Here is a 23,313-nt window from a genome sequence, read left to right on the forward strand (position 1 = left end):
GGCCGGACGGCGCGGTTCTGCCATCGAGACCCTGACATGCCAAAGACCCAAGCCGAGAACTTTCCCCTGATTGCCGCCATAGATCTTGGCTCCAACAGCTTCCACATGGTGCTGGCCAAAGCCGACCAGACCGAGATCCGCCCGCTCGAGCGCCTGGGCGAGAAGGTCCAGTTGGGAGCGGGGCTCGACGACCAGCACCAGCTCAGCGAGGAAGCCATGCAACGCGGCCTCGACTGCCTGCGCCGCTTCGCCCAGTTGATCAACGGCCTGCCCAGGGGGGCGGTGCGTATCGTCGCCACCAACGCCATGCGCGAAGCGCGCAACCGCAACGAATTCATCCGCCGCGCGAACGAAATACTCGGGCATCCGGTGGAGGTGATCTCCGGCCGCGAGGAGGCGCGCCTGATCTATCTCGGCGTCTCCCACACACTACCCAGCGCAGCCGGCAAGCGCCTGGTCGTCGACATCGGCGGCGGCAGCACGGAATTCATCATCGGCGAGAGTTTCGAGCCGCTGCTGCGCGAAAGCCTGCAGATGGGCAGCGTCAGCTACACCCGCCAGCATTTCGCCGATGGCAAGATCACCCCGGCCCGCTATACCCGAGCCTATACCGCGGCGCGCCTGGAGCTGATGGCCATCGAGAACGCCCTGCAGCGCACGGGCTGGCAGGAGGCGGTGGGCTCCTCGGGGACCATCCGCGCGATCGGCCAGGCGATCCAGGCCGGCGGCTACAGCAACGGCGAGGTGACCGCCGAAGGCATCGCCTGGCTGAAGCGCAAGCTGTTCAAGATCGGCGAGGTGGACAAGCTCGACCTGGAAGGCATCAAGCCGGACCGCCGCGCCATCTTCCCTGCCGGCCTGGCGGTGCTGGAGGCCGTGTTCAACGCCCTGTCGCTGCAGACGATGATCTATTCCGACGGCGCCCTGCGCGAAGGCGTGCTCTACGACCTGCTCGGCCGCCACCATCACGAGGACGTCCGCGAGCGCACCCTGGTCTCGCTGATGGAGCGCTATCGCGTCGATGTGGAGCAGGCGGCGCGGGTCGAGGCCAAGGCGCTCTCCGCGCTGGACCAGGTGGCCGAGGCCTGGGGCCTGGAGGACGACAGCTATCGCGAACTGCTGAGCTGGGCGGCGCGGGTGCACGAGATCGGCCTGGACATCGCCCACTATCACTACCACAAGCACGGCGCCTACCTGATCGAGCACTCCGACCTGGCCGGCTTCTCGCGCAAGGATCAGCAGATGCTTGCCTTGCTGGTCCGTGGCCACCGGCGCAACATCCCGCGGGACAAGTTCAGCGAGTTCAGCAGCGACGATGGCGACAAACTGGTGCGGTTGTGCATCCTGCTGCGGGTCGCGATCCTCTTCCACCACATCAGGGGAACCCAGGAAATGCCCAAGGTGCAGTTCCGCGCCAGCGAACGCACGCTGGAGCTGATCTTCCCCGAGGGCTGGCTGAACGCCAATCCGCTGACCCAGGCCGACTTCGCCCAGGAAGCCGAGTGGCTGGCGCGGGTCGGCTATACCATCCAGGCGCGCTGAGGGCCTGGCGGCGGGCCCGCCATCCGGTGGGCTCCGCCGCGTATCCTCAGCGGGTACCCAGCGTGGGACTGCTCAGCTTCTCCAGCAGCATGGCCTGCGCGTTGCGCGGGTTCTGGTTGCCGCTCGGGCTGTTGCGCACGTAACTGCCGTCGGGCAGCAACTGCCAGCTCTGCGTGTTGTCGCCGAGGTAGGCCTCCAGCTCCTTCTTCACCCGCAGCATCAGCTTCTTGCCCTCGACCGGGAAGCAGGTCTCGACCCGCCGGTCGAGGTTACGCTCCATCCAGTCGGCACTGGACAGATAGATCTTTTCCTCGCCGCCGTTGAGGAAGTAGAACACTCGCGTGTGCTCGAGGAAACGGCCGATGATCGAGCGCACCTGGATGTTATGCGAAACCCCCAGGATGCCCGGACGCAGGCAGCACATGCCGCGCACGATCAGATCGACCCGCACCCCGGTCTGGCTGGCCTTGTACAGCGCCCGGATCATCTTCGCGTCGGTCAGGCCGTTGACCTTGATGATGATGTGCGCCGGCCGGCCTTCGCTGGCATGCTGAGTCTCCTGGGCGATCATGTCGAGCAGGGCCTTCTTCAGGGTGAAGGGCGCGTGCAGCAGCTTCTTCATGCGCAGGGTCTTGCCCATTCCGATCAACTGGCTGAACAGCTTGGAGACGTCCTCGCACAGCGCCACGTCGGCGGTCAGCAGGCTGTAGTCGGTATACAGCCGGGCATTGCCGGTGTGGTAGTTGCCGGTCCCGAGGTGCGCATAGCGGCGCAGCTCGCCGTTCTCGCGGCGCAGGATCAGCATCACCTTGGCATGGGTCTTGAAGCCGACCACCCCGTAGATGACCACCGCGCCGGCCTGTTGCAGGCGACTGGCCAGTTGCAGGTTGGACTCCTCGTCGAAGCGCGCGCGCAACTCGATCACCGCAGTGACCTCCTTGCCGTTGCGCGCCGCTTCCACCAGGGCGTCGACGATCTCCGAGTTGGCCCCCGAGCGGTACAGCGTCTGCTTGATCGCCAGTACATGGGGGTCCTTGGCCGCCTGGCGCAGCAGATCGACTACCGGCGTGAAGGACTCGAACGGATGCAGCAGCAGCATGTCCTGCTTGCCGATCACGTTGAACATGTTCTCGCTGTTCTGCAGCGCCTTGGGAATCGCCGGAGTGAAGGGTGCATGCTGCAGTTCGGGATGACTGTCCAGGCCGGTGATGCTGAACAGGCGGGTCAGGTTGACCGGGCCGTCGACCCGGTACAGCTCCGCCTCGGACAATCCGAACTGCTTGAGCAGATAGCCGGTCAGGTGCTGCGGGCAGGTGTCCACCACCTCCAGCCGCACCGCATCGCCGAAACGCCGGGAGTACAGTTCGCCGCGCAGGGCGCGGGCCAGGTCCTCGACATCCTCGTCCACCGACAGGTCGGCGTTGCGGGTCAGGCGAAACTGGTAGCAGCCCTTGACCTTCATGCCCTGGAACAGGTCGTCGGCATGCGCATGGATCATCGAGGAAAGGAAGACGAAGTTGTCGCCCGGACCGCCGACCTCCTCCGGTATACGGATCACCCGCGGCAGCAGGCGCGGTGCCGGTAGTATCGCCAGACCGGAATCGCGGCCGAAGGCGTCCAGCCCCTCCAGCTCGACGATGAAGTTCAGGCTCTTGTTCACCAGCAACGGGAAGGGGTGCGTCGGATCGAGACCGATCGGCGTCATGATCGGCGCAATCTCTTCGCGGAAGTAGCGGCGCACCCAGGCCTTGACCTTGAGCGTCCAGTTCCGGCGACGGATGAAATTGATCTGGTGGCGCGCCAGCTCGGGCAGCAGCACCTCGTTGAGGATGGCGTACTGACGATCCACCAGTTCATGCACCTGATCGCTGATCCAGGGCAGCACCTGATGCGGCTGCAAGCCATCGGCGCCGGCCAGTTCGCGGGCGAAGGCGACCTGCTTCTTCAGACCAGCGACGCGGATCTGGAAGAACTCGTCGAGGTTACTGGAGAAGATCAGCAGGAACTTCAGCCGCTCGAGCGGCGGATAGGATTCGTCCAGCGCCTGCGCCAATACGCGGGCATTGAACTGCAACTGGGACAGTTCGCGATGGATGTACAGGCTGGTGTCGTCCAGGCTCTGCACCGATGCGTGCGGCGCCTCCGCGGCCGGCTCGCCCTGGACGGGTGCCTCCTCCTGTCCGGGCTCACCCTTCTGCAGCCCGGCGGACGCCTCGTCCGCCGGTTCGGCTTCGAGCAAGGCTTTGTCGTTGAGACCTTCAGTGTTCATCTGTACTTCCCGGGAAAGTTAATGCCCTTGTTTTAGCAGCTCCGCCGCACGCCTGGCGAAGTAGGTGAGGATGCCATCGGCTCCGGCGCGCTTGAAGGCGATCAGGGACTCGAGGATCACCGCCTCTCCCAGCCAGCCGTTCCGGATCGCCGCCATGTGCATGGCGTACTCGCCGCTGACCTGGTAGACGAAGGTCGGCACGCGGAATTCGTCCTTCACCCGGCGGACCACATCCAGGTAGGGCATGCCCGGCTTGACCATCACCATGTCGGCGCCTTCGGCCAGATCGAGGGCCACTTCGTGCAGGGCCTCGTCGCCATTGGCCGGGTCCATCTGATAGGTGAACTTGTTGCCCTTGCCGAGATTGCCGGCGGAGCCGATGGCATCGCGGAAAGGACCATAATAGGCACTGGCGTATTTCGCCGAATAGGACATGATCCGCACGTTGGTGTGATCGGCCAGCTCCAGGGCCTCGCGCAAGGCCTGGATGCGCCCGTCCATCATGTCCGAGGGCGAAACGATCTGCGCGCCAGCCTCGGCATGGGACAGAGCCTGCTTGACCAGGGCGTCGATGGTCACGTCGTTCTGCACGTAGCCGTCCTCGTCGATGATCCCGTCCTGGCCATGGGTGGTATAGGGATCGAGCGCCACGTCGGTCATTACGCCAAGCTCGGGGAAGCGTTCGCGAAGGGCACGGATCGCGCGCTGGATGAGGCCGTCCGGATTCCACGCCTCGGCGGCGTCCAGCGACTTGCGCTCGGCGGGTATGTAGGGGAACAGGTCGACGAGCGGGATCCCCAGCTCCACCAGCGCTTCGGCCTCCTTAAGCAGCAGGTCGATCGACAGACGCTCGACGCCGGGCATCGACGGAATCGGCTCACGGCGATTCTCGCCGTCGAGCACGAACACCGGGAGGATCAGATCGTCGGGAGTGAGCACGTTCTCGCGTACCAGACGACGGGAAAACTCGTCGCGGCGGTTGCGGCGCAGGCGGGTGGCGGGGAACAGGCGATTGGCGGGGATAAAGCTCACGGCGGACTCCAGGACCCGGACAGGCGGGCGCAGCATGACAGTTATAAGCCGAGTAGATGACCGAAATATGACAATCAGGGCGCGAGTGCTGGCAGCTCATCGCTCCATGCCCATTGTCGCCAGCCCCGCCGCCGAGAGCCAGCACTTTGCCCGGGAAGGCGCCACAAAGCCCGTCCCGAAAAGCGCATGGCAAAGCCCCGAGGCCGTCCCGGCCATATCGCCGCCATGTCGCTCCGGGCGGCGAGCGGCTAGGATTGGCCAACGGTCGCCCATCCCGCACGGATCGGCGGTATCCTTCACCAGTCCTGCCGGGATCTGCCGCACATGCGGGAGCCCGGCCCACTCCAGGAGGTTCCAATGAGCAAGAAAGTTGCCGTCATCCTCTCCGGTTGCGGCGTCTACGACGGCTCCGAAATCTACGAGAGCGTGCTCACCCTGCTGCGCCTCGACCAGCGCGGCGCCCAGGTGCAGTGCTTCGCGCCGAACGTTCCGCAACTGCATGTGATCGACCACTACCGCGGCGAGGAAGTACAGGAAAGCCGCAACGTGCTGGTGGAGGCGGCACGCCTGGCCCGTGGCAACATCAAGGATGTCCGCGAAGGCAAGGTGGAGGACTTCGATGCGCTGATCCTGCCCGGCGGCTTCGGTGCGGCGAAGAACCTCTCCGACTTCGCGGTCAGCGGCGCCAACTGCACGGTGCAGCCCGACGTGCTGGCCTTCGCCCAGGCCTTCGCCCGGGCCGGCAAGCCGGTGGGCCTGATCTGCATCGCGCCGGCGCTGGCTGCGAGAATCTACGGTCCCGGCGTGGTCTGCACCATCGGCAACGATCCGGACACCGCCGCCGCCCTGACCAAGATGGGCGCCCAGCATGAAAACTGCGCGGTGGACGAGATCGTCGTCGACACCGAGCGCAAGCTGGTCACCACGCCTGCCTACATGCTCGCCAAGTCGATCGGCGAAACCGCCGGCGGCATCAACAAGCTGGTCGATCGCGTCCTCGAACTGGCCTGAGCCGGCTCAGCGGCTCAGACGCACCAGCAGGCGATCCAGGGCATTGGCGAAGGCCTGCCGCTCGCGCTCGCCGTAGGGCGGCTGGCCACCACCCATCTGGCCCTGGTCGCGCAGGTCGCTGAGCAGGTTGCGCAGCGCCAGACGCTCGCCCATGTTGCGCTCGTCGAACTCCCGGCCGCGCGGGTCCAGCGCGGCCACCCCCTTCTTGAACAGGCGGTCGGCGAGCGGGATGTCGCTGCAGATCACCAGATCCCCTGATTCGGCGTGCTCCACCAGGTAATCGTCGGCCGCATCGAGACCGCTCGGCACCACGATCAGCCGTACGCAGGCGAACGCCGGCTTGGCCTGGCTCTGGCCGGCCACCAGCAGCACTTCGAAATTGCGCTTCAAGGCGAACTTGATCACCAGATCCTTGGCCGCCCGCGGGCAGGCGTCGGCATCGATCCACACGCGCACGTCTCGACTCCTTCGGGAAAACGCCAACATGACGAAAAACAGCCGGACAAGGCCCCCGGAACGGGGCTCCTAGTGACAACCGCCGCCGGAGCAGCCGTCGCACTTGCCACGCTTCCCCGCCTCCGTCGCCTTGTGCCGACGCGGCAGGTAGCGGCGCAGCAGATAGAGCAGCGCGCCGATGACCATCAACCCGACGATGGCGCCCTGAATCCACTGCCCGTCCATCCCGTCGCGCTCCTTCAGGCCCAGGCCGCAGCCAGATGGCGCACCAGCAGCGCCGCGACATAGGCCAGGGCGAACAGGTACGCGGTGAAGATCAGCGTGGCCCGCCGGGAGTTGGTTTCGCGCCTGACCACGGCGATGGTCGACAGGCACTGCGGCGCATAGACGAACCAGGCCAAATAGGCCAGTGCCACCGGCAGGCTCCAGCTATGGGCCAGGGTGCTGCCCAGCGCGGCGTCGCCACCGCCCACCGCATAGACGGTGGCCAGCGTGCTGACCGCCACCTCGCGCGCGGCCATGGCCGGAATCAGGGCGATGCACATCTGCCAACTGAAGCCCAGCGGCTCGAACAGCGGCTGCATGAGCGCACCCAGCTTACCGGCGAAGCTGTATTCGATGGCCGGCAGGGCGGCGTCCTCCGGCGCACCGGGGAAGGTCGCCAGGAACCACAGCACGATGGACAGCGCGAGGATGATGGTCCCCACGCGGCGGAGGAAAATCCAGGCGCGTTCCTTCAGACCCAGCAGGAAGTGGTACAGATTGGGCCAGCGGTAATTGGGCAGCTCCAGCAATAGCGGGAAGGACTCGCTCTTCCCCTGCCGCCGGCGGCAGACCCAGGCCACCAGCGCGGCACTGGCGATCCCGGCGACGTACAGGCAGAACAGGGTGACTCCTTGCAGATTGAACAGGCCCCAGACCGTGCGCTGCGGCACGAAGGCGCCGATCACCAGCGCATATACCGGCAGGCGCGCCGAACAGGTCATCAGCGGCGCCGTCATGATGGTGACCAGACGCTCGTGCGGATTGGAAATCGAGCGCGTGGACATGATCCCGGGCACCGCGCAGGCGAAGCTGGACAGCAGCGGGATGAACGAGCGGCCGGACAAGCCGACGCCGCGCATCATGCGATCGAGCAGGAAGGCCGCACGGGGCAGGTAGCCGGAATCCTCCAGCGCCAGGATGAAGGCGAACAGGATGATGATCTGCGGCAGGAAGACCAGCACGCTGCCCATCCCGGCGATCAGGCCGTCCACCACGAAGTCATGCAGGATGCCCTCCGGCAGCAGTGCGCCGACCTGCCCGCCCAACCAGCCGACCAGAGCCTCGATGCCATCCATCAGCGGCGCCGCCCAGGCGAATACCGCCTGGAACATCAACAGCAGGGTAGCCGCGAGGATCACCAGTCCCAGCACCGGGTGCATGACCAGCGCATCCAGCCGGTCCTGCCAGCGCGGTGCGGATGCCGGCGCCTCGACGCAGTCGGCCAGCAGGGCGTCGATGCGCGCATACAGGGACTCCACCGCCTCGCCTCGCTCGGGCAGGCCGAGACTGCCCGTGCGGCTCTTCAGGTCGAGGGCCAGGGTGCGCAGGGCGGCCTGCAGGGCGGCCACGCCGTTGCGGCGCACGGCGACGGTTTCCACCACCGGCATGCCCAGGCGCTCGGCCAGCAGGTCGGTACGGATGTTGATGCCGCGCTGGCGGGCGGCGTCGGCCAGGTTGAGCACCAGGATCATCGGCAGGCCCAGCGCCTTCAGCTCCAGCACCAGGCGCAGGCCCAGCTTGATGTTGGTTGCGTCGACGACCGCCACCAGCGCGTCGGGACGCACTTCGCCGGGCATCTCGCCGAGGATGACGCGACGCGCCACCTGCTCGTCCGGCGAGGCCACGTACAAGCTGTAGGTGCCGGGCAGGTCGATCAGTTCGGCCGGGCGGGACAGGCCGGCCAGCGGGCCGCTGCGCTTTTCCACGGTGACGCCGGCATAGTTCGCCACCTTGGCCCTGGCGCCGGTCAGGCAGTTGAAGAGCGCGGTCTTGCCGCAGTTGGGGTTGCCCACCAGAGCGAAGTGCAGAACGGACTGGGACATGGGGGGCATCACGCGGAATGAAGGATGGCGAGGACTTTCTCGGCTTCGGCGCGGCGCAGGCCGAATTTGGTACCGTTGATGCGCACGGCGATCGGATCGGTGCCGAACAGGCCGAAGCCGATGACCTGCAGTGTGGCGCCGGGCAGAAAGCCCAACTCTTTCAGCCGCAAGGTCACCTGATCGTCCATGTCGCCGAACAGGGCGCTGGCGGCGATTTCCACGACCCTGGCCCTGGAGCCCTTGGGTAGCCGGTGCAAAGGGGTGTGGGCGGACGATGCGTCGCTGCCGTCGAAGGTTTTACTGGGCATTCCTGAGTCTCAATAATCGAGATTGATTATTAATGTTGGCGGATGCGGCAGCCAAGTGCAACAAAAGGGCAGCGGCGGCGATCGACAGCGCCCTGCCGCGCCGAAGCCTCAGCCCGGCAAATCCTTGCGCAATTTCACCGGCTCGCCGGGTTTGCGCTTGAGAACGCTGCGCATGCGGATATTGAGCGTCTCGACGATCAGGGAAAAGATCATCGCGAAGTAGATGTAGCCCCTCGGCACATGCACCTCGAAAGACTCGGCCACCAGCAGGGTGCCGACCACGATGAGAAAAGACAGTGCGAGCATCTTCAGCGACGGGTGCTTATCGATGAACTCGCCGATGGCGCCGGAAGCGGCCATCATCAGCAGCACGGCGATGATGATCGCGGCGATCATCACCGGCAGGTTCTGCACCAGCCCGACCGCGGTGACCACCGAGTCCAGGGAGAAGATGATATCGATCAGCGCGATCTGCAGGATCACGCCGACGAGGCCAGCCCTGGCACGGCCCCCATGGGCTTCCTCCTGCGCTTCGCCCTCGAGGCTGCTCCAGATTTCCAGGGTGCTCTTGAACAGTAGGAACAGACCGCCGAAGAACAGGATCAGGTCGCGTCCGGAGATACCCTGGCCGAACACCGCGAACAGATCATGGGTCAGGCGCATCACCCAGGTGATCGACAGCAGCAGCAGGATCCGCGTCCCCATGGCCAGCGCCATGCCGAGGAGGCGAGCCCTGGTTTGTTCCCCCTTCGGCAGGCGACTGACCAGGATCGAAATGAAAATGATGTTGTCGATGCCGAGAACGATTTCCAGAGCAGTCAGGGTAAGGAGCGCGACCCAAGTCTGCGGGTTGGCGAGCCACTCCATTCGAGGCTACCTCTCGCGGTGGGGATGGAAAATCCTGTCCATGTCCTGCGCTCAGGCATCGGCCTCCAGCCGAGCCTGCAGAGACTCGAGGGCTTCCAGGGCCTCCAGCCAGGCTTCCTCCAGTTCACCCTCGCGACTCTTGAGAGTGGCCTGTTCGGACAGCAACTGGCGCAGTTCGTCCTTGCGCGCGGCCTCGTAGAGTGCGCTATCGCCAAGCCGGACCTCCAAGGCAGCGAGCTTTTCCTGCACACGGCCCAGTTCCTGCTCCAGCTTCTCGGCCTGCCGCCGAAGCGGTGCCAACTGCTGGCGCAAGGCGGCAGCGGCCTGGCGCTGGGTGCGCTTGTCGACGCGCTCGGCGGCCGGGGTAACCGGCGCCTGGCGGGCGCGATAATCCACCAGCCAGCGGGCGTAGTCCTCGAGATCGCCGTCGAAGCCCTGCACGCGACCGTCGGCGACCAGCAGGAACTCATCGGTGGTGCTCTTCAGGAGATGGCGGTCGTGGGAAACCACCAGCACCGCCCCCTCGAAATCCTGCAAGGCCAGGGTCAGGGCCAGGCGCATTTCCAGATCGAGGTGGTTGGTCGGTTCGTCGAGCAACAAGAGATTGGGCTTGCCCCAGGCGATCAGCGCCAGGGCCAGCCGGGCCTTTTCGCCACCGGAGAAATTGCCCACCGGCTCGTCGCAGCGAGCACCGCGGAAATCGAAGCCGCCGAGAAAATCGCGCAGGGTCTGCTCGCGCTCGCCGGAAGCGATGCGCTGCAGGTGCAGCAGCGGGCTGGCCTTGGCGTCCAGGGCATCCAGCTGATGCTGGGCGAAGTAACCGACCACCAGGTTCTCGCCACGCGCGAGGCGCCCGGACAGCGGCTGCAGTTCGCCGGCCAGGGTCTTGATCAGGGTCGACTTGCCGGCGCCATTGGGGCCGAGCAGGCCGATGCGCGCGCCGGGCGCCAACTGCAGCTTGACCTTCTCCAGCACGGCCTTGTCGCCGTAGCCGAGGCGTCCTTCGGACAGGTCGAGCAGCGGGCTGGAAACCCTGTCGGCCTCGCGAAAACGAAAATCGAAAGGCGAATCCACGTGCGCCGGCGCCAGCTCCTCCAGCCGCTCCAGCGCCTTGATCCGGCTCTGCGCCTGGCGTGCCTTGGTCGCCTTGGCCTTGAAGCGGCGGATGAAGCTCTCCATGTGGGCGCGTTGCGCCTGCTGCTTCTCGTAGGCCTGCTGCTGCTGGGCCAGGCGCTCGGCGCGGGTACGCTCGAAGGCCGAGTAGCCGCCGCGATAGAGGGTCAGCTTGCGCTGCTCCAGATGCGCCACATGATCGACCACGGCATCGAGGAAGTCGCGGTCGTGGGAAATCAGCAGCAGGGTGCCGGGATAGCCCTTCAGCCATTCTTCCAGCCAGAGGATGGCGTCGAGGTCGAGGTGGTTGGTCGGCTCGTCGAGCAGCAGCAGGTCGGAGGGACACATCAACGCCTGCGCCAGGTTCAGGCGCATCCGCCAGCCACCGGAGAAATCGCCGACCCGACGCTCCATCTGCTCGGCGGCGAAGCCCAGCCCGGCCAGCAGCTTGCGCGCCCGGGCGTCGGCCGTATAGCCGTCGGCATTGTCCAGCTCGGTGTGCAGGCGGGCGATGGCTACACCGTCGTGGCTCGACTCCGCCGCCGCCAGTTCGCGCTGGATGCGCCGCAGCTCGGCATCGCCATCGAGCACGTAATCGACCGCCCGGCGTTCGAGGTCGTCGACCTCCTGACGCATGTGAGCGATGCGCCAGTCCGCCGGCAACTGGCAGTCGCCGGCATCGGGCGAGAGTTCGCCGCGCAGCAGAGCGAACAGGGTGGATTTGCCGGCGCCGTTGGCACCGATGAGGCCGGCCTTCTGGCCGGCGTGCAGGGTCAGCTCGGCGTCCTCGAGCAGACGCTGCGGACCACGTTGCAGGGTAAGATGCTGGAGTCGAATCATGATGGCGGCGGAGTTTACCAGCTTCGCCGTGTGCCGCGGAGGGACACGACATGCCGCGCGATCTGCAGGCTTTCGCTCTGGGGTTGTACCTGCGTCCGGGTGTCGAGGCCGCCTGCCTGGAATTGCAGGAGCAAGGGGCCGATGTCTGCCTGCTGCTCTGCGCTGTCTGGCTGGAGACACACGGCATCGAGTGCACGGCCGAACGCTGCGCCGAACTGCAGCGGCTTGCGCAGCCTTGGCGGACACAGGTGATCGCGCCCCTGCGCCGACTGCGCCAGGACTGGCGCCCGGCGGCCAGCAGCGATCCCGTTCTGGACGAGCTGCGGGAGCGCCTGAAAGCACTGGAGCTGGATGCGGAATGGGCGCAACTGCAGCGCCTGGAGGCGGCCAGTCGTGACTGGCCGGCAGCGCCCGAGGCCGCGAGGAGCTGGCTGGAGAAGCTGGCGGGCCCGGCTGCAGGCTGCCGCGAGGCGCTCGCCAGCCTGCGCGCGGCGACGTGAGGCGGTACGGATCAGGACAGATCCGGCTCGCCGGGCACGACAGGAGCGCTTGCCGCAACAGGCTCGGCCGGGCTGACGGCCGCCTTGGCACGGCTCCGCTTCACCGCCGGCTTGCGGGTCGTCGCCGGCTTGGCGGGCGATTCGGCCGCCGCAGCCGGACGTGGCGCGCGTGTCGTCGTACGCTTGGCCGGCGCCTCGCCGGCAGGCGCCACGGTCTCGACCGGGGGCTTGGCGCGACGGGATGCGGCCGGCTTGCGCCCCACCGCTTTCGGTACCGGCTTGCTCTCTGGACGCTCGGCCGGCGCCACCAGCGCCTGGGCCACGGCCTCCCTCACCTGGGCGACCCCCTGCGCCAGCTCCAGCGCCTGCAGGGTGTCATGGCGCAGCCGGACGATGTAGTCGCGGGTTTCCGCCTGGCGCGCCTTGAGATCGTCGAGCAGCGGCTCCAGTTCGTCGACCGCCTTCCTGCCCCGGACCTGCGCCTTGGCTTTGCCGGCCAGCGCGGCATCCTGCAGCTTCGCGCGCGCCTCATGCAGCTTCTCCTGAACCTTGCTGCGCTGCTTCTCCAGCTTGGCCAGCGCCTTCTCGGCATCCTGCAGCGCCTGGGAACAGGCTTCCTCCAGATGGACGAGCAGGCTCTGCGAAAGTTGCTGCAGCAGATGCAGCGGGGTCGTGACAGGGGGCTTCTTGGTCGGCATGACATGCTCCTAGCGAAGGGACTCCATCATACTACTCACCCGACTCACAACCGCCAACGAAACCAGCGCAGGCAAAAGACTCGCGTACGAAAAGCCGGCCTCTGCGAACAGGCGGCAAAGGCCTGCGCCAGAGCGTCAGGCGCTGGCGGCGATCTGCCAGTGCGCGTTGTGCAGCACTTCGATCAGGCAGTCCTCCAGTTCGAAGCGTTCGCGCAACAGACCACCGAGCGCCTCGATCTCCCGGCTCAGCGAACCATCCAGGCAATCGCCGTTATCCAGACGGTCGTTGAAGGCCAACGCCGCCTGGGTGATCGCCTCGAGACGGGGATAGATCTGCCTGGCCAGTCCGAGCCCGCGGCGGTCGCCGAAGGACTCGGCTTCGCCCATCAATTGCTCGTAGACCTCGAAATGGCCGGCGGAAACGTAATCGACCAACAGTTCGCAGAAGACCTGCAGGGCTTCGGCGCTGGCCGCGGGTATGGTCTGCTGGCGAACAACGCTATCGAAGGCTTCGAGCAGGTCCCGGCGCTCGGCCAGCCAGCGATCGATCAGGAGATGGACACCATCCCAGCGTTCCTGGGCGTCTTGGCGGATTTCAAGCATGGTCTGGCTTCCCTACTGTTGTTTATGTTCAGACCCACGAAGGGCTCGCTATATCGATGCATCCGGCTTGGGAAAAGTGCGATCGAACGACGGGATCGACTGACACATGGCCGCAGAGTATGCCCGTCGCGCCGCACCGACAAGCCATGCGCCGACGAAAGTTCATACGCTTGTTCGAGGCGCCGCAGCGGCGTCCAGGGAAGGGTCAGGCCCGGCGTAGCAACTGGAGCAGGGCGAACAGCAGCATCGCGACGAAGGCCAGCAGGCTCCACTCCGGCAGGCTCATGCCGAACAGTGTCCAGCCGACCTCGGCGCAGTCGGCCGTCCCGTGCAGGACCTGGCGGACGATCTCCTGGAATGGCAGGGCCTCCAGCATGTATTCCAGGCTGGGCAGGCAGGACGGCAACTGCTCCGGCGGAATGTTCTGCAGCCAGACCTGGCGCCCGGCGGTGGCCGCACCGCCCAGCGCGGCGAGCAGGGCGAAGCCGGCATACAACCGCTGGCCGGCCAGTGCCGGGCCATGCAGAGCGGCGACCAGGCAGATCAGACCGAAGAGGATGACGAAGATGCGCTGCACGATGCACAGCGGACAGGGTTCCAGACCGACGCCATGCTCCAGGTAGAGCGCACCGCCGAGCAACGCGACGCAACCGAGAAAGGCGAGAAGGAAGAGAGAACGTGGACTGGCCAGGTTCATGGCTGCTCCGAGTCGAAGACAAGGGCGCTACGGTAGAGGAAAGCGCCCCGGGCTTTCAAGGCGCGAAAGCTTCCGGGACGCTCGATTCGTGTCGAGCTCTGCATTCGCTCGCACGAAGAGGAGAAAGGCCAGCCTCAGGGGGTGGCCGGCTCGGACAGCAGGGCAGGAGCCCGTTCGAGCTTCAACCCTTCCTGGAACAAGCGGTTGCTGTGCTCGGTTTCACCCAGTTGGGCCAGCAGGCGTGCCAGCTCGGCGCAGGTCTCGGCGCTGCGGCTGAGGGCCAGGCTGGCCTCCAGGTACTCCCGCGCCTTGTCGAACTGCTCGTTGACCAAGGACAGGCGACCCAGGGTCAGCAGTAGCAGCGGATCGTTCGGCTGCTTCTCCAGCAGGCTGTGGGCCAGATTCAGTTGTCGTGCCGGATCGCTGCTGCGCACCTGGCCGTAGAGGTAGGCCAGACGCCCCTCGTAGTGCTGCTTGAGGGCCGCCCGCAGGACCGCCTCGGCCTCGTCCTCGGCGTCCAGCTCGCGCAGGCGTGTGGCGTAGGCGTAGAGCAGGTCGGGGTCGTGCTGCAGCGACGAGGGGATCTGGCTCCAGCAGCCGGTCACGAGACTGCGGGCGGTTTCGCCCTCCTTCAGCTCGCCCTTGCCGATCTGCTCCAGGGCTGCGGCCCAGGCCAGATGCTCCAGTCCGTTCAGCTTGTCGGCGGGCAGCACCCGGCGCTTGCGCAGCACCGGCAGCAGCCGGCAAAGTGCCGGCCAGTCCTGCAACTGGACGTAGAGCTTCTGCAGCAGGCTCAGGGTATAGGGTTGCTGGGGGTGGTCCTCGTTCAATTGCTGCAGGACGCCCAGCGCCTGACGGTATTCGCTGCGGTCGATCAGCAGCCGGGCCTGGGTCAGGCCGATGGCGACCTCCGCCTTCGGCTCGCGCTCGCGGGCCTGGCGCAGCAGGTCGTCGCTCTGGGCGTACTCGCCCAACTCGTTGGCCGCCCGGGCGGCGCCTAGGTAATGCACCAGCGGCTGCTGGTCGGTGGCCGCGGCCCGGGTCAGCTTGTGCAGCGCCTGCTGCCAGTTGCCCTCGGCCAAATCGCGCTGGCCGTGCAAGGCGGCCTGGCGGGCGCGCCGGTTACGGTTGCGCTGCGACCAGGGCAGCACCACGCCGGCCGAGGCGGCGATCAGGCCAACCACCCAGCGCAGGACGAAGAAGGCGGCGACCAGCACCAGCAACAGGCCGAGGAAGACCCAGAGGCTGGATTCGAACCGATAACCCTTGTAGGCGAACAGCACGTAGCCAGGATGCTCGGCGATAGCCATGCCGAGCAGGGCTGCGCCGGCGATGACCACCAGCAGGAGCAGATAGAGGCGGCTCATTGACGGGCGCCCTCCTTCTTCTTCGCCGCGGCGGCGGCTTCGGCCTCCTCACGTTGCGCCTGGCGACGCTGCAAGTAGTTCTGCAGGGTGCTCACGGTCTGCGACAGATCGGGCATCTGCTGCGCCACCGGCTGCCTGGAGAGTTCGCTCAGGCGCTTGCCGAGAGCGGCGCTCTGCGGATGGTCCGGATTGAACTGGCCGGCCAGCACCTCCTGAGCCTGCTGCAGCGCCTGCCGATAAATGTCGGGAGAGGCGTTCAACACCGCCCACTGGGCCTGCTCCAGGGCCAGTGCCAGGGTCAGGCGGACCTGCGCCAGGTTCTGTCCGGCCAGCAGCGGGCGGATGTCCTGATCGGCATGCAGGTCGACGCGCACGAAGCGGGAGATCTTTTCCCACCACTGCTGCCAGCGGTCGGCGACGACCGGTGCCTGCTCCTGCTCGTAGACGGGCGCCAGGGGCTTGAGCTGGGCGACCTGCTCGCGCAGCGCGCCGAGGCTCAGGAAGAGGCCGATGCGGTCCGGCGGCGTCAGGCTGCGCAGGGACTCGAGGCCGCGCGCCAGCGCCTGGCGCACCGGGAAGGAAGCCGGATCGTCCAGTTCGCGGAGGATGCCGTCGGCCGCCTCGAGCAGACGCTGGGCGCTGCCGATGTCCTGCATGGCCGTCAGGCGCAGGTTGGCCAGGCGCAGCAGGTATTCGGCCTCGGCCAGCCGCCAGTCCTCGCGGCTGGCGCCGGTCAGCTTGTCGAGACGCTGGACCAGCTTCTCCTGGCCGCTCTCGAGCATGGCCATGGTGCGCTCGTGCTCCTCCAGTTCGGAGCGCGCCGGGAACTGCGACAGGCGGCTGGTGATGCTCCGCTCGCTCTGCCTCAGGGCATCCATCTGGCTGCTCAGCGCCGACTCGAAGCGGCTGTTCTGCGCCAGTTCGCCGGCCTGCATCTCGCGCAACTGCCAGAGGCCCCAGCCGCCGAGACCCGCGCCGCCGGCGCCGATCAGCAGGGCCAGGACGGCCACGGCGCCGGAAACTCCGCCACCACTCTGGCTGGTCGGGGCGGGCGCGGCGAGCGGTTGTTCATCATTGTTCGTGGGAATGTTCGGGGGGGCTGCTTCGCTCACGTATACATCCTTCGGGTCAAAAGGTCGGCGCTGGGCGGCCCTGAAGCGCGGCCAGCAAGGCAGTGGCACTGGCGCCATGGCAGTCCACGACGGTCCGGAATCCCGCCGCGCGGGCCAGTTCGGCGACCCGCGGGCTCGGCACGAACAAGGGTATCCGAAGCAGTGCCGGCCAGTCAGCCGCCGCCAGTTGGCGCAGATGCTCGAATCCCTGCCCGCTGCTGATCTGCAGGCCGTTCAGGCGCTCCGTGCGGACCCGCTCGAGCAGGGTGCCGGGCGGGTAGTCCGGCAGGGTTCGCCGGTAGAGTTCGACATGATCGACGGCCAGCCCCCGACTGCGCAACGATTCGGCGATGAACTCGCGACCGCCCTCCCCGCGCAGGATCAGCACCCGCGGCTGGGGTACGGCCAATGCCGTGGCCAGTCCGGGCAGCGCCAGCAGCGCCTCGCTGTCCTCGCCGGCGGTCGGCCAGGCGACCGTCAGGCCGTAATCGGCGAGGATCTCGCCGGTCGCCCGGCCGACGCCGAACCAGCATTGATCGGCCGGCGGCTGCGGCCAGTAGCGGTCGAGCAGCTCCAGCCCCAGGCGAGCGGCGGGCTTGCTGACCACGATCACCGCGCTGTAGCGGTCGAGATCGAGAAAGAGGCTGCGCAGTTCCGGGGCTTCCGCCAGCGGCTCGATGGCCAGCAGCGGCAGGCTGCTGCTGCAGATGCCCGCCTCGCTCAGGCAATCGGCCAGAACGGCGCATTCCTCGGCCGGACGGGTGAGCAGCAGGCGCCACCCGCCGGCGTCCGACCGTACCGTCACGGCCGTTCGCCTTCGCCGTAGACCGCCGCCAGAATCCGCTGCGCGCCCTGGGCCAGCAACGCCTCGGCCACCCGAACGCCGAGCGCCTCGGCTTCATCGGCGGGAGCACGGGCCTCAGCGCGCAGCAGCAGGCGGCCGTCCGGCTGGCCGACCAGGCCACGCAGCCACAACTGGCCGTCCTCCAGCTCGGCATAGCAGGCGATGGGCACCTGGCAGCCACCGTTGAGGCGCTTGTTCAAGGCACGCTCGGCACCGACCCGGAGGGCGGTCGGCGCGTGGTCGAGCGGGGCGAGCAGGGCCTGGATCTCCCGGTCGGCGCTGCGGCACTCGATGCCCACCGCGCCCTGGCCGCCGGCCGGCAAGCTGTCGGCGATGGCGATGCGGGAACGGATGCGTCCCTCGAAACCGAGGCGGATCAGACCGGCGGCGGCGAGGATGATGGCGTCGTACTCGCCGGCGTCCAGCTTGGCCAGGCGGGTATTCACGTTGCCGCGCAGGAACTGGATCTTCAGGTCCGGCCGGCGTGCCAGCAACTGGGCCTGGCGACGCAGGCTGGAAGTGCCGATCAGGCTGCCGGCCGGCAGTTCGTCGAGGCTGGCGAAGGCATTGGAGACGAAGGCGTCGCGCGGGTCCTCGCGCTCGCAGATGCAATACAGGCCGAGCCCTTCGGGAAACTCCATCGGCACGTCCTTCATCGAGTGCACGGCGATGTCGGCCGCGTTCTCCAGCAGGGCGGTCTCCAGCTCCTTGACGAACAGACCCTTGCCGCCGATCTTCGCCAGCGGCGCGTCGAGCAGCTTGTCGCCGCGGCTGACCATCGGCACCAGGCTGACCGCCAGTCCCGGATGGGCCTGCTCCAGGCGCGCCTTGACATATTCGGCCTGCCACAGGGCCAGGGCACTCTTGCGGGTGGCTATGCGGATCTCGCGGGGCATGGGCATTCCAGGACGACGGATTGGCGCGGATGATAGCAGGATCGGGCCGCGAACTGGGCAGTCCCGCCCGGATGGCATGCCGCCCTGGCGGCCCATCCGGATAGTAGTAAATAAGCACCCCATCGGTTCGCAGGGGGTACGGCGGCAACCCCCGGCCGGCCTCAGGAGGCCAGTTGATTGTGCATCAGCTTGCGCACCCCGGCGACGTGTCGTCGGCTCACGGTCAGCGCGGCGTCGCCGAGGCCGCGCAGGTAGAGCTGGAAATGCCCGAGCGGCGTTCGTTGCAGCCGCTCGATGCGGTCGCGGGCGACCAGCGCATTGCGATGGATGCGCACGAAGCGGTCGCCGAATTCGTCCTCCAGGGCCTTCAACGGCTCGTCCAGCAGCACTTCGCCACTCTCGTGACGCAAGGTCACGTACTTGTGGTCGGCGATGAAGAAGATCGCCTTGTCCACCGGAACCAGTTCGATGCCCCGGCGGGTACGGGCGCTGATATGGGTGCGCGGCACATTGCCGTCCGTCGCCGGCGGACGGGTCAGCGCGGCCAGTTGGGTACGGGTGGGGCGCTGGGCCTTCTGCAGGGCCTCGCGCAACGGCTCCTGGCGCACCGGCTTGAGCAGATAGCCGACCTCGCCGTTCTGCAACGCCGACACGGCGAACTCGTCGGCGCTCGTGCAGAAGATCAGGGCTGGCGAGGCCTCGCGCTCGCACAGCCGAGCGGCCACCTGCAGGCCATCCAGCCCAGGCATGCGGATATCCAGCAACACGATATCCGGTTTCAAGCTGTCGATCAGGGTCAGTGCCTCCTCGCCGTTGCCGGCCGAAGGCTCGAGCACGCGATAGCCATCGAGCTCACTCACCAGACGGCTGAGGTGCTCCTTGGCCTGAGGGTCGTCGTCGACGATCAGAACATTCATGTTGCTTCGGCTTCCCGCGTCAGTCCGGACAACAATTAGCGTAGACAGCCGGAGTGACAGCCGTCACGGTCCGCACCGGGAGAAATTGCATCGCGTGCCCGCAGCGATGCGGCTGGCGGGCCTGCGGGGTTTTCCCGCGGACCCTGCTATCATCCGCGCACTCTTGTCCATCCACCCCGCCGGCCGCCTCCGCGGCCGGCCGTATCTGCGCAGCAGCCGAGAGAACGCCATGAGCGCCGAGAAAACCAACCAGTCCTGGGGCGGCCGCTTCAGCGAGCCGGTCGACGCCTTCGTCGCCCGCTTCACCGCCTCCGTCGACTTCGACAAGCGCCTTTATCGCCACGACATCATGGGCTCCATCGCCCACGCCAGCATGCTGGAGCAGGCCGGCGTGCTGAGCGCCGCCGAGCGCGACGCGATCATCGACGGCCTGAAACAGATCCAGAGCGAAATCGAGGCCGGACAGTTCGACTGGCGCGTCGATCTGGAAGACGTGCACATGAACATCGAGGCGCGCCTGACCGAACGCATCGGCATCACCGGCAAGAAGCTGCACACCGGCCGCTCGCGCAACGATCAGGTGGCCACCGACATCCGCCTGTGGCTGCGCGACGAGATCGACACCATCCTCGGCGAGATCACCCGCCTGCAGCAGGGCCTGCTGGAGCAGGCCGAGCGTCATGCCGAGGTGATCATGCCCGGCTTCACCCACCTGCAGACCGCCCAGCCGGTGACCTTCGGCCATCACCTGCTGGCCTGGTTCGAGATGCTCGCGCGCGACCACGAGCGCCTGGTCGACTGCCGCAAGCGGGTCAACCGCATGCCGCTCGGCTCCGCCGCCCTGGCCGGCACCACCTACCCGATCCAGCGCGAGATCACCTGCCGGCTGCTCGGCTTCGAGGCCGTCGGCGGCAACTCGCTGGACGGCGTGTCGGACCGCGATTTCGCCATCGAATTCTGCGCCGCCGCATCGCTCGCCATGATGCACCTGTCGCGCTTCTCCGAAGAGCTGGTGCTGTGGACCTCCGCGCAGTTCAACTTCATCGAGCTGCCCGACCGCTTCTGTACCGGCTCCTCGATCATGCCGCAGAAGAAGAACCCGGACGTGCCCGAGCTGGTGCGCGGCAAGTCGGGCCGCGTGTTCGGCCACCTGACCGGCCTGCTGACCCTGATGAAAGGCCAGCCGCTGGCCTACAACAAGGACAACCAGGAGGACAAGGAGCCGCTGTTCGACGCCGTCGATACCCTGCGCGACTCGCTGCGCGCCTTCGCCGACATGGTCCCGGCGATCAAGCCGCGCGTCGAGGCGATGCGCGAGGCGGCCCGCCGCGGTTTTTCCACCGCCACCGACCTGGCCGACTACCTGGTGCGCAAGGGCCTGCCGTTCCGCGACTGCCACGAGATCGTCGGCCATGCGGTGAAGTATGGCGTGGAGAGCGGCAAGGACCTGGCCGAGATGAGCCTGGACGAGTTGCGCCGGTTCAGCGACCAGATCAGCGAGGACGTGTTCGCCGTGCTGACCCTGGAAGGCTCGGTCAACGCCCGCGACCACGTCGGCGGCACCGCCCCGGCCCAGGTGCGCGCCGCCGTGGCCCGCGGCAGGGCCCTGCTGGCCGCGCGCTGAGTCGCGGGCGAGCGGCGCGGGCGGCAATCGCCCGCGCTACAGCCAGCCCTTGAACTTGAACCAGGCGTAGGACAGCGCGGCGGAACCGATCATCATGCCCAGCGCCAGCGGGTAGCCGAAATACCACTCCAGCTCCGGCATGTGATGAAAGTTCATGCCGTAGACGGTGCCGACCAGGGTCGGCGGCAGGAACAGCACCGCGGCGATGGAGAACACCTTGATGATGCTGTTCTGCTCGATGTTGATCAGCCCGAGGGTGGCCTCGAGCAGGAAGCTGCTCTCCCCCGACATCTTCGCCTGGTACTCGCTGAGGGAATGCACGTCGCGCTCGACGGCCTTCAGCCAGCCCCGGGCCGACTCGTCCAGCCAGCCGTTGCCGGCCTGGCGGACGTAGCTGATCTGCCGGTCGATGCTCAGCAGGCTCTCGCTCAGCTTGGCCTGCAGGCCGTTGTGCCGTCCGAGCTGCTTGACCACCTTCTGCAGGTCGGTCTTTTCCGGGTGACGCTCGTCCGACTCGCTGAAGATCGTCCGCGACAGGCTGTTCAGTTGCTTCTGCAACAGCTCCAGCACGTCGGCGATGCGATCGACGATGCTGTCGATCAGCGCCGCGAACAGCATCTCGCTGCAGCAGCCCAGTCCCGGGCGGTTCAGGTTCTTGCCGACGAAGGTGCGGAACGCCGACAGCTCGGCGTAGCGCACCGTCACCAGCCACTGGCGGCCGAGAACGAAGGTCACCTCGGCGATGTCGGGCTGATGCTCGCTGATGCCGCTGACCAGGCTCGCGGTCATGTAAAGGGCGCCGGCGTTCTCGTAGAAGCGCGAGGAGTCCTCGATCTCCGCCATTTCCTCGGGAGTCGGGATGTCCACCCCGAGCAGCCGCTCGAGGAACAGCTCCTCCTCGCGGCTGGGCTGCAGCAGGTCGATCCACAGAACGCCCGGCGGCAACGCCTGGAAATCCTCCGCCGGCAGCCGACGCAGGCCGCCGGTGTCGAGCAGGTAATAGGTGATCATGCAACGTTGTCCTGTTCCGAGGCATGGAGAAAGGCCTGGCGACCGCGACCGGGTACCAGGCGGTATCATGCGGCAGTCGATTCGCGCCACGGCGTCATCGCCATGGGCGACGAGCGAACCACCGACGCACGCAGGTCGCCTGCCGGCCGACAGTCGACCGGGCGGCGCGTACGTTACACCGAGACCGGCCGTGCCGACGATGGCTGGCCTCAGCCAACCGGACAGCGGCGCCCCGAGCGCCACGGGAGAACCCATGCGCCAGCCAGCCCAGGAATCGATGGACGACGAAGCCTTCGCCGAGCAGACCCTGATCGAGGCCATCGAAAACCAGATCGAGGCGGACGACCCGCCGGCCGCCAAGGCCACCCTGAACAAGCTGACCCTGGTCGGCTACGAGCGGGAAGAGAGCCTTCATCTGATGGCTCTGGTGCTGGCCCACGAGATCGCCGCCATGCTGCGCGAGGACCGGCCCTTCGACGGCGCCTGGTACGAGCGGGCCCTGCGCGCGCTGCCGGAGCTGCCGGAGGCGGCCGGCTGACCGGCGCAGCGGCCGCTACACTGGAAAGAACCGCCGTCGCCGACGGCTTACCCGCGGAGTAGCCCATGGTCTTCACTCAAGCGCTGGTCGCCGAACTGGAAATCCTCGCCCTGTTCAACCTGGGCAATGCCCAGGAAGAAGGCATCAAGGTCCACAACGATGCCGCCCCGGAGATCGTGGCCGCCGCCCGCCGGCTGCACGACAAGGGCCTGCTCAGCCGACCCGACGGCGGCTACCTGACCAGCCTGGGCCTGGACGCCGCCGAACAGGCGCAGAACCTGCTGACTATCCTGGCCGGGCCGCGCTGACGGTCAGAGCTCGGGGAACTCCAGCTCCTCGCCGATCTGCTCGAGGGTGACGCGGGCGAGCAACTCGCCCAGGGAATCGCCGCTGGCGTCGCAGATCCAGCGGCCTCCGGCTTCGTCGTAGTCGAAGTGGAAACCGCCGGAGCGCGCCGCCAGCCACAACTGGCGCAGGGGCTCCTGGCGACTGAGGATGAGCTGGCTGCCGTTCTCGAAGCGGACGGACAGAACGCCGGCGGAATTCTCCAGATCGACGTCCAGGTCGCTGTCTTCGAAAACGTCTTCGACATTCTGCTGCAGGTCGTCGATCAGTTCGTGAAAGCGGGCTTCGGTAAGGCTCATGCTGGTTCCCTGTCGGAATGATGATGCTCGAGGCGGCAACGATAGCCGATTCGCGCAGCGGCGGGGATGGCGGCGCTCCGCAGAGCCCGTCCGGCGGGGCTTCGCGCATAGGCAAGGGGCCGGGGGGCCGGTATACTTCGGCGCACTATGCGTTCACAAGGATTTCCGTCATGAAGCGCCTGCTGCTCCCGCTTCTCGCGCTGGCCGTGCTCGCCGCGCCCCTGGCCGGCTGTGGTCAGAAGGGCCCGCTCTACCTTCCTGACGACAAGAAAGCCGGCCACCGCAAAGACCGTTTCGAATTCTAGGAAGCTGCCCGGCCGCCACGCCGCCGGACAGT

Annotated in this window: 25 protein-coding genes; 7 read left to right on the forward strand and 18 right to left on the reverse strand. The window is 67.1% G+C overall.

Annotation, left to right across the window (positions count from 1 at the left end; translation table 11 throughout):
- Positions 1-36: 36 nt before the first annotated feature.
- Positions 37-1,542: an exopolyphosphatase gene (gene ppx / locus AVCA_RS21665; RefSeq protein ID WP_012703210.1), complete on the forward strand. Its 1,506-nt coding sequence runs from the start codon at positions 37-39 to the stop codon at positions 1,540-1,542.
- A gap of 46 nt (positions 1,543-1,588) precedes the next feature.
- Here the strand turns inward: ppx and ppk1 are convergent, their stop codons facing one another.
- Together ppk1 and hemB are read right to left on the reverse strand one after the other, a co-directional pair.
- Positions 1,589-3,811, reverse strand: a complete 2,223-nt coding sequence (gene ppk1 / locus AVCA_RS21670) for a polyphosphate kinase 1 (protein ID WP_012703211.1) — start codon at positions 3,809-3,811, stop codon at positions 1,589-1,591.
- An 18-nt stretch (positions 3,812-3,829) separates the two neighbouring features.
- On the reverse strand, positions 3,830-4,843 hold the full coding sequence (gene hemB / locus AVCA_RS21675; RefSeq protein ID WP_012703212.1) for a porphobilinogen synthase: 1,014 nt from the start codon (positions 4,841-4,843) through the stop codon (positions 3,830-3,832).
- Between the two features lie 357 nt (positions 4,844-5,200).
- Here hemB and elbB point away from each other — a divergent pair, with 357 nt between their 5' ends.
- A complete protein-coding gene (gene elbB / locus AVCA_RS21680; RefSeq protein WP_012703213.1) occupies positions 5,201-5,854 on the forward strand; it encodes an isoprenoid biosynthesis glyoxalase ElbB in 654 nt (217 codons plus the stop codon).
- A gap of 6 nt (positions 5,855-5,860) precedes the next feature.
- On the opposite strand, the gene AVCA_RS21685 is transcribed toward elbB, so the two are convergent.
- From AVCA_RS21685 to abc-f, 6 genes are all read right to left on the reverse strand, one after another.
- Positions 5,861-6,310 (reverse strand): YaiI/YqxD family protein, encoded by a 450-nt coding sequence (locus AVCA_RS21685; protein WP_041807439.1) that lies wholly within the window; start codon positions 6,308-6,310, stop codon positions 5,861-5,863.
- Between the two features lie 69 nt (positions 6,311-6,379).
- Positions 6,380-6,535: a FeoB-associated Cys-rich membrane protein gene (locus AVCA_RS25610; protein WP_012703215.1), complete on the reverse strand. Its 156-nt coding sequence runs from the start codon at positions 6,533-6,535 to the stop codon at positions 6,380-6,382.
- Between the two features lie 14 nt (positions 6,536-6,549).
- Complete coding sequence (feoB, locus tag AVCA_RS21690) at positions 6,550-8,397, reverse strand: ferrous iron transporter B (protein ID WP_012703216.1); 1,848 nt, start codon at positions 8,395-8,397, stop codon at positions 6,550-6,552.
- A gap of 8 nt (positions 8,398-8,405) precedes the next feature.
- A complete protein-coding gene (locus AVCA_RS21695; protein ID WP_012703217.1) occupies positions 8,406-8,705 on the reverse strand; it encodes a FeoA family protein in 300 nt (99 codons plus the stop codon).
- A 108-nt stretch (positions 8,706-8,813) separates the two neighbouring features.
- Positions 8,814-9,572 (reverse strand): TerC family protein, encoded by a 759-nt coding sequence (locus AVCA_RS21700; RefSeq protein WP_012703218.1) that lies wholly within the window; start codon positions 9,570-9,572, stop codon positions 8,814-8,816.
- Positions 9,573-9,623: 51 nt separating this feature from the next.
- Positions 9,624-11,525, reverse strand: coding sequence for a ribosomal protection-like ABC-F family protein (gene abc-f / locus AVCA_RS21705; RefSeq protein ID WP_012703219.1), 1,902 nt, complete (start codon positions 11,523-11,525; stop codon positions 9,624-9,626).
- 50 nt (positions 11,526-11,575) lie between these two features.
- Between abc-f and AVCA_RS21710 the strand changes: the two genes are divergently transcribed.
- Entirely contained in the window at positions 11,576-12,025 is a 450-nt protein-coding gene (locus tag AVCA_RS21710; protein WP_012703220.1) for a TIGR02444 family protein, read from the forward strand.
- 11 nt (positions 12,026-12,036) lie between these two features.
- Here the strand turns inward: AVCA_RS21710 and AVCA_RS21715 are convergent, their stop codons facing one another.
- From AVCA_RS21715 to AVCA_RS21750, 8 genes are all read right to left on the reverse strand, one after another.
- On the reverse strand, positions 12,037-12,723 hold the full coding sequence (locus AVCA_RS21715) for an AlgP family protein (protein WP_012703221.1): 687 nt from the start codon (positions 12,721-12,723) through the stop codon (positions 12,037-12,039).
- A 135-nt stretch (positions 12,724-12,858) separates the two neighbouring features.
- Positions 12,859-13,326 (reverse strand): Rsd/AlgQ family anti-sigma factor, encoded by a 468-nt coding sequence (locus AVCA_RS21720; protein WP_012703222.1) that lies wholly within the window; start codon positions 13,324-13,326, stop codon positions 12,859-12,861.
- 205 nt (positions 13,327-13,531) lie between these two features.
- Positions 13,532-14,023, reverse strand: coding sequence for a disulfide bond formation protein B (locus AVCA_RS21725; RefSeq protein WP_012703223.1), 492 nt, complete (start codon positions 14,021-14,023; stop codon positions 13,532-13,534).
- 134 nt (positions 14,024-14,157) lie between these two features.
- Complete coding sequence (locus tag AVCA_RS21730; protein WP_012703224.1) at positions 14,158-15,390, reverse strand: heme biosynthesis HemY N-terminal domain-containing protein; 1,233 nt, start codon at positions 15,388-15,390, stop codon at positions 14,158-14,160.
- On the reverse strand, positions 15,387-16,502 hold the full coding sequence (locus AVCA_RS21735) for a uroporphyrinogen-III C-methyltransferase (RefSeq protein WP_231876220.1): 1,116 nt from the start codon (positions 16,500-16,502) through the stop codon (positions 15,387-15,389). The genes AVCA_RS21730 and AVCA_RS21735 overlap by 4 nt, the downstream gene beginning before the upstream one ends.
- 16 nt (positions 16,503-16,518) lie before the next feature.
- Entirely contained in the window at positions 16,519-17,307 is a 789-nt protein-coding gene (locus AVCA_RS21740; RefSeq protein ID WP_012703226.1) for a uroporphyrinogen-III synthase, read from the reverse strand.
- Positions 17,304-18,242, reverse strand: a complete 939-nt coding sequence (gene hemC / locus AVCA_RS21745) for a hydroxymethylbilane synthase (protein WP_041807441.1) — start codon at positions 18,240-18,242, stop codon at positions 17,304-17,306. The genes AVCA_RS21740 and hemC overlap by 4 nt, the downstream gene beginning before the upstream one ends.
- A gap of 161 nt (positions 18,243-18,403) precedes the next feature.
- Complete coding sequence (locus tag AVCA_RS21750) at positions 18,404-19,159, reverse strand: LytR/AlgR family response regulator transcription factor (protein ID WP_012703228.1); 756 nt, start codon at positions 19,157-19,159, stop codon at positions 18,404-18,406.
- 229 nt (positions 19,160-19,388) lie between these two features.
- Here AVCA_RS21750 and argH point away from each other — a divergent pair, with 229 nt between their 5' ends.
- Entirely contained in the window at positions 19,389-20,783 is a 1,395-nt protein-coding gene (argH, locus tag AVCA_RS21755; RefSeq protein WP_012703229.1) for an argininosuccinate lyase, read from the forward strand.
- A 36-nt stretch (positions 20,784-20,819) separates the two neighbouring features.
- On the opposite strand, the gene AVCA_RS21760 is transcribed toward argH, so the two are convergent.
- The gene (locus tag AVCA_RS21760) at positions 20,820-21,794 is read right to left on the reverse strand and encodes a magnesium transporter CorA family protein (RefSeq protein WP_012703230.1); all 975 of its coding nucleotides are present in this window, start codon (positions 21,792-21,794) and stop codon (positions 20,820-20,822) included.
- 253 nt (positions 21,795-22,047) lie between these two features.
- Here AVCA_RS21760 and AVCA_RS21765 point away from each other — a divergent pair, with 253 nt between their 5' ends.
- Together AVCA_RS21765 and AVCA_RS21770 are read left to right on the forward strand one after the other, a co-directional pair.
- Complete coding sequence (locus AVCA_RS21765; protein WP_012703231.1) at positions 22,048-22,332, forward strand: hypothetical protein; 285 nt, start codon at positions 22,048-22,050, stop codon at positions 22,330-22,332.
- A gap of 65 nt (positions 22,333-22,397) precedes the next feature.
- Complete coding sequence (locus AVCA_RS21770; protein ID WP_012703232.1) at positions 22,398-22,640, forward strand: TIGR02647 family protein; 243 nt, start codon at positions 22,398-22,400, stop codon at positions 22,638-22,640.
- A gap of 3 nt (positions 22,641-22,643) precedes the next feature.
- On the opposite strand, the gene cyaY is transcribed toward AVCA_RS21770, so the two are convergent.
- Positions 22,644-22,976: an iron donor protein CyaY gene (gene cyaY, locus AVCA_RS21775; RefSeq protein WP_012703233.1), complete on the reverse strand. Its 333-nt coding sequence runs from the start codon at positions 22,974-22,976 to the stop codon at positions 22,644-22,646.
- 170 nt (positions 22,977-23,146) lie between these two features.
- Here cyaY and lptM point away from each other — a divergent pair, with 170 nt between their 5' ends.
- Positions 23,147-23,281 (forward strand): LPS translocon maturation chaperone LptM, encoded by a 135-nt coding sequence (gene lptM, locus AVCA_RS21780; RefSeq protein WP_012703235.1) that lies wholly within the window; start codon positions 23,147-23,149, stop codon positions 23,279-23,281.
- Positions 23,282-23,313 lie beyond the last annotated feature (32 nt).

The organism is Azotobacter vinelandii CA, from assembly GCF_000380335.1.
GTDB classification, from domain to species: Bacteria; Pseudomonadota; Gammaproteobacteria; order Pseudomonadales; family Pseudomonadaceae; genus Azotobacter; species Azotobacter vinelandii.

Excerpts from the sequence above, each read along its gene's own strand:
- AVCA_RS21730 (WP_012703224.1), bottom strand. The coding sequence starts at position 15,390 with ATGAGCCGCCTCTATCTGCTCCTGCTGGTGGTCATCGCCGGCGCAGCC.
- AVCA_RS21715 (WP_012703221.1), bottom strand. The coding sequence starts at position 12,723 with ATGCCGACCAAGAAGCCCCCTGTCACGACCCCGCTGCATCTGCTGCAG.
- elbB (WP_012703213.1), top strand. The coding sequence starts at position 5,201 with ATGAGCAAGAAAGTTGCCGTCATCCTCTCCGGTTGCGGCGTCTACGAC.
- abc-f (WP_012703219.1), bottom strand. The coding sequence starts at position 11,525 with ATGATTCGACTCCAGCATCTTACCCTGCAACGTGGTCCGCAGCGTCTG.
- lptM (WP_012703235.1), top strand. The coding sequence starts at position 23,147 with ATGAAGCGCCTGCTGCTCCCGCTTCTCGCGCTGGCCGTGCTCGCCGCG.
- AVCA_RS21725 (WP_012703223.1), bottom strand. The coding sequence starts at position 14,023 with ATGAACCTGGCCAGTCCACGTTCTCTCTTCCTTCTCGCCTTTCTCGGT.
- hemC (WP_041807441.1), bottom strand. The coding sequence starts at position 18,242 with ATGCCCCGCGAGATCCGCATAGCCACCCGCAAGAGTGCCCTGGCCCTG.
- AVCA_RS21710 (WP_012703220.1), top strand. The coding sequence starts at position 11,576 with ATGCCGCGCGATCTGCAGGCTTTCGCTCTGGGGTTGTACCTGCGTCCG.
- ppk1 (WP_012703211.1), bottom strand. The coding sequence starts at position 3,811 with ATGAACACTGAAGGTCTCAACGACAAAGCCTTGCTCGAAGCCGAACCG.
- AVCA_RS21695 (WP_012703217.1), bottom strand. The coding sequence starts at position 8,705 with ATGCCCAGTAAAACCTTCGACGGCAGCGACGCATCGTCCGCCCACACC.
- AVCA_RS21770 (WP_012703232.1), top strand. The coding sequence starts at position 22,398 with ATGGTCTTCACTCAAGCGCTGGTCGCCGAACTGGAAATCCTCGCCCTG.
- AVCA_RS21700 (WP_012703218.1), bottom strand. The coding sequence starts at position 9,572 with ATGGAGTGGCTCGCCAACCCGCAGACTTGGGTCGCGCTCCTTACCCTG.
- argH (WP_012703229.1), top strand. The coding sequence starts at position 19,389 with ATGAGCGCCGAGAAAACCAACCAGTCCTGGGGCGGCCGCTTCAGCGAG.
- AVCA_RS25610 (WP_012703215.1), bottom strand. The coding sequence starts at position 6,535 with ATGGACGGGCAGTGGATTCAGGGCGCCATCGTCGGGTTGATGGTCATC.
- AVCA_RS21765 (WP_012703231.1), top strand. The coding sequence starts at position 22,048 with ATGCGCCAGCCAGCCCAGGAATCGATGGACGACGAAGCCTTCGCCGAG.
- AVCA_RS21720 (WP_012703222.1), bottom strand. The coding sequence starts at position 13,326 with ATGCTTGAAATCCGCCAAGACGCCCAGGAACGCTGGGATGGTGTCCAT.
- AVCA_RS21750 (WP_012703228.1), bottom strand. The coding sequence starts at position 19,159 with ATGAATGTTCTGATCGTCGACGACGACCCTCAGGCCAAGGAGCACCTC.
- ppx (WP_012703210.1), top strand. The coding sequence starts at position 37 with ATGCCAAAGACCCAAGCCGAGAACTTTCCCCTGATTGCCGCCATAGAT.
- AVCA_RS21760 (WP_012703230.1), bottom strand. The coding sequence starts at position 21,794 with ATGATCACCTATTACCTGCTCGACACCGGCGGCCTGCGTCGGCTGCCG.
- cyaY (WP_012703233.1), bottom strand. The coding sequence starts at position 22,976 with ATGAGCCTTACCGAAGCCCGCTTTCACGAACTGATCGACGACCTGCAG.
- feoB (WP_012703216.1), bottom strand. The coding sequence starts at position 8,397 with ATGTCCCAGTCCGTTCTGCACTTCGCTCTGGTGGGCAACCCCAACTGC.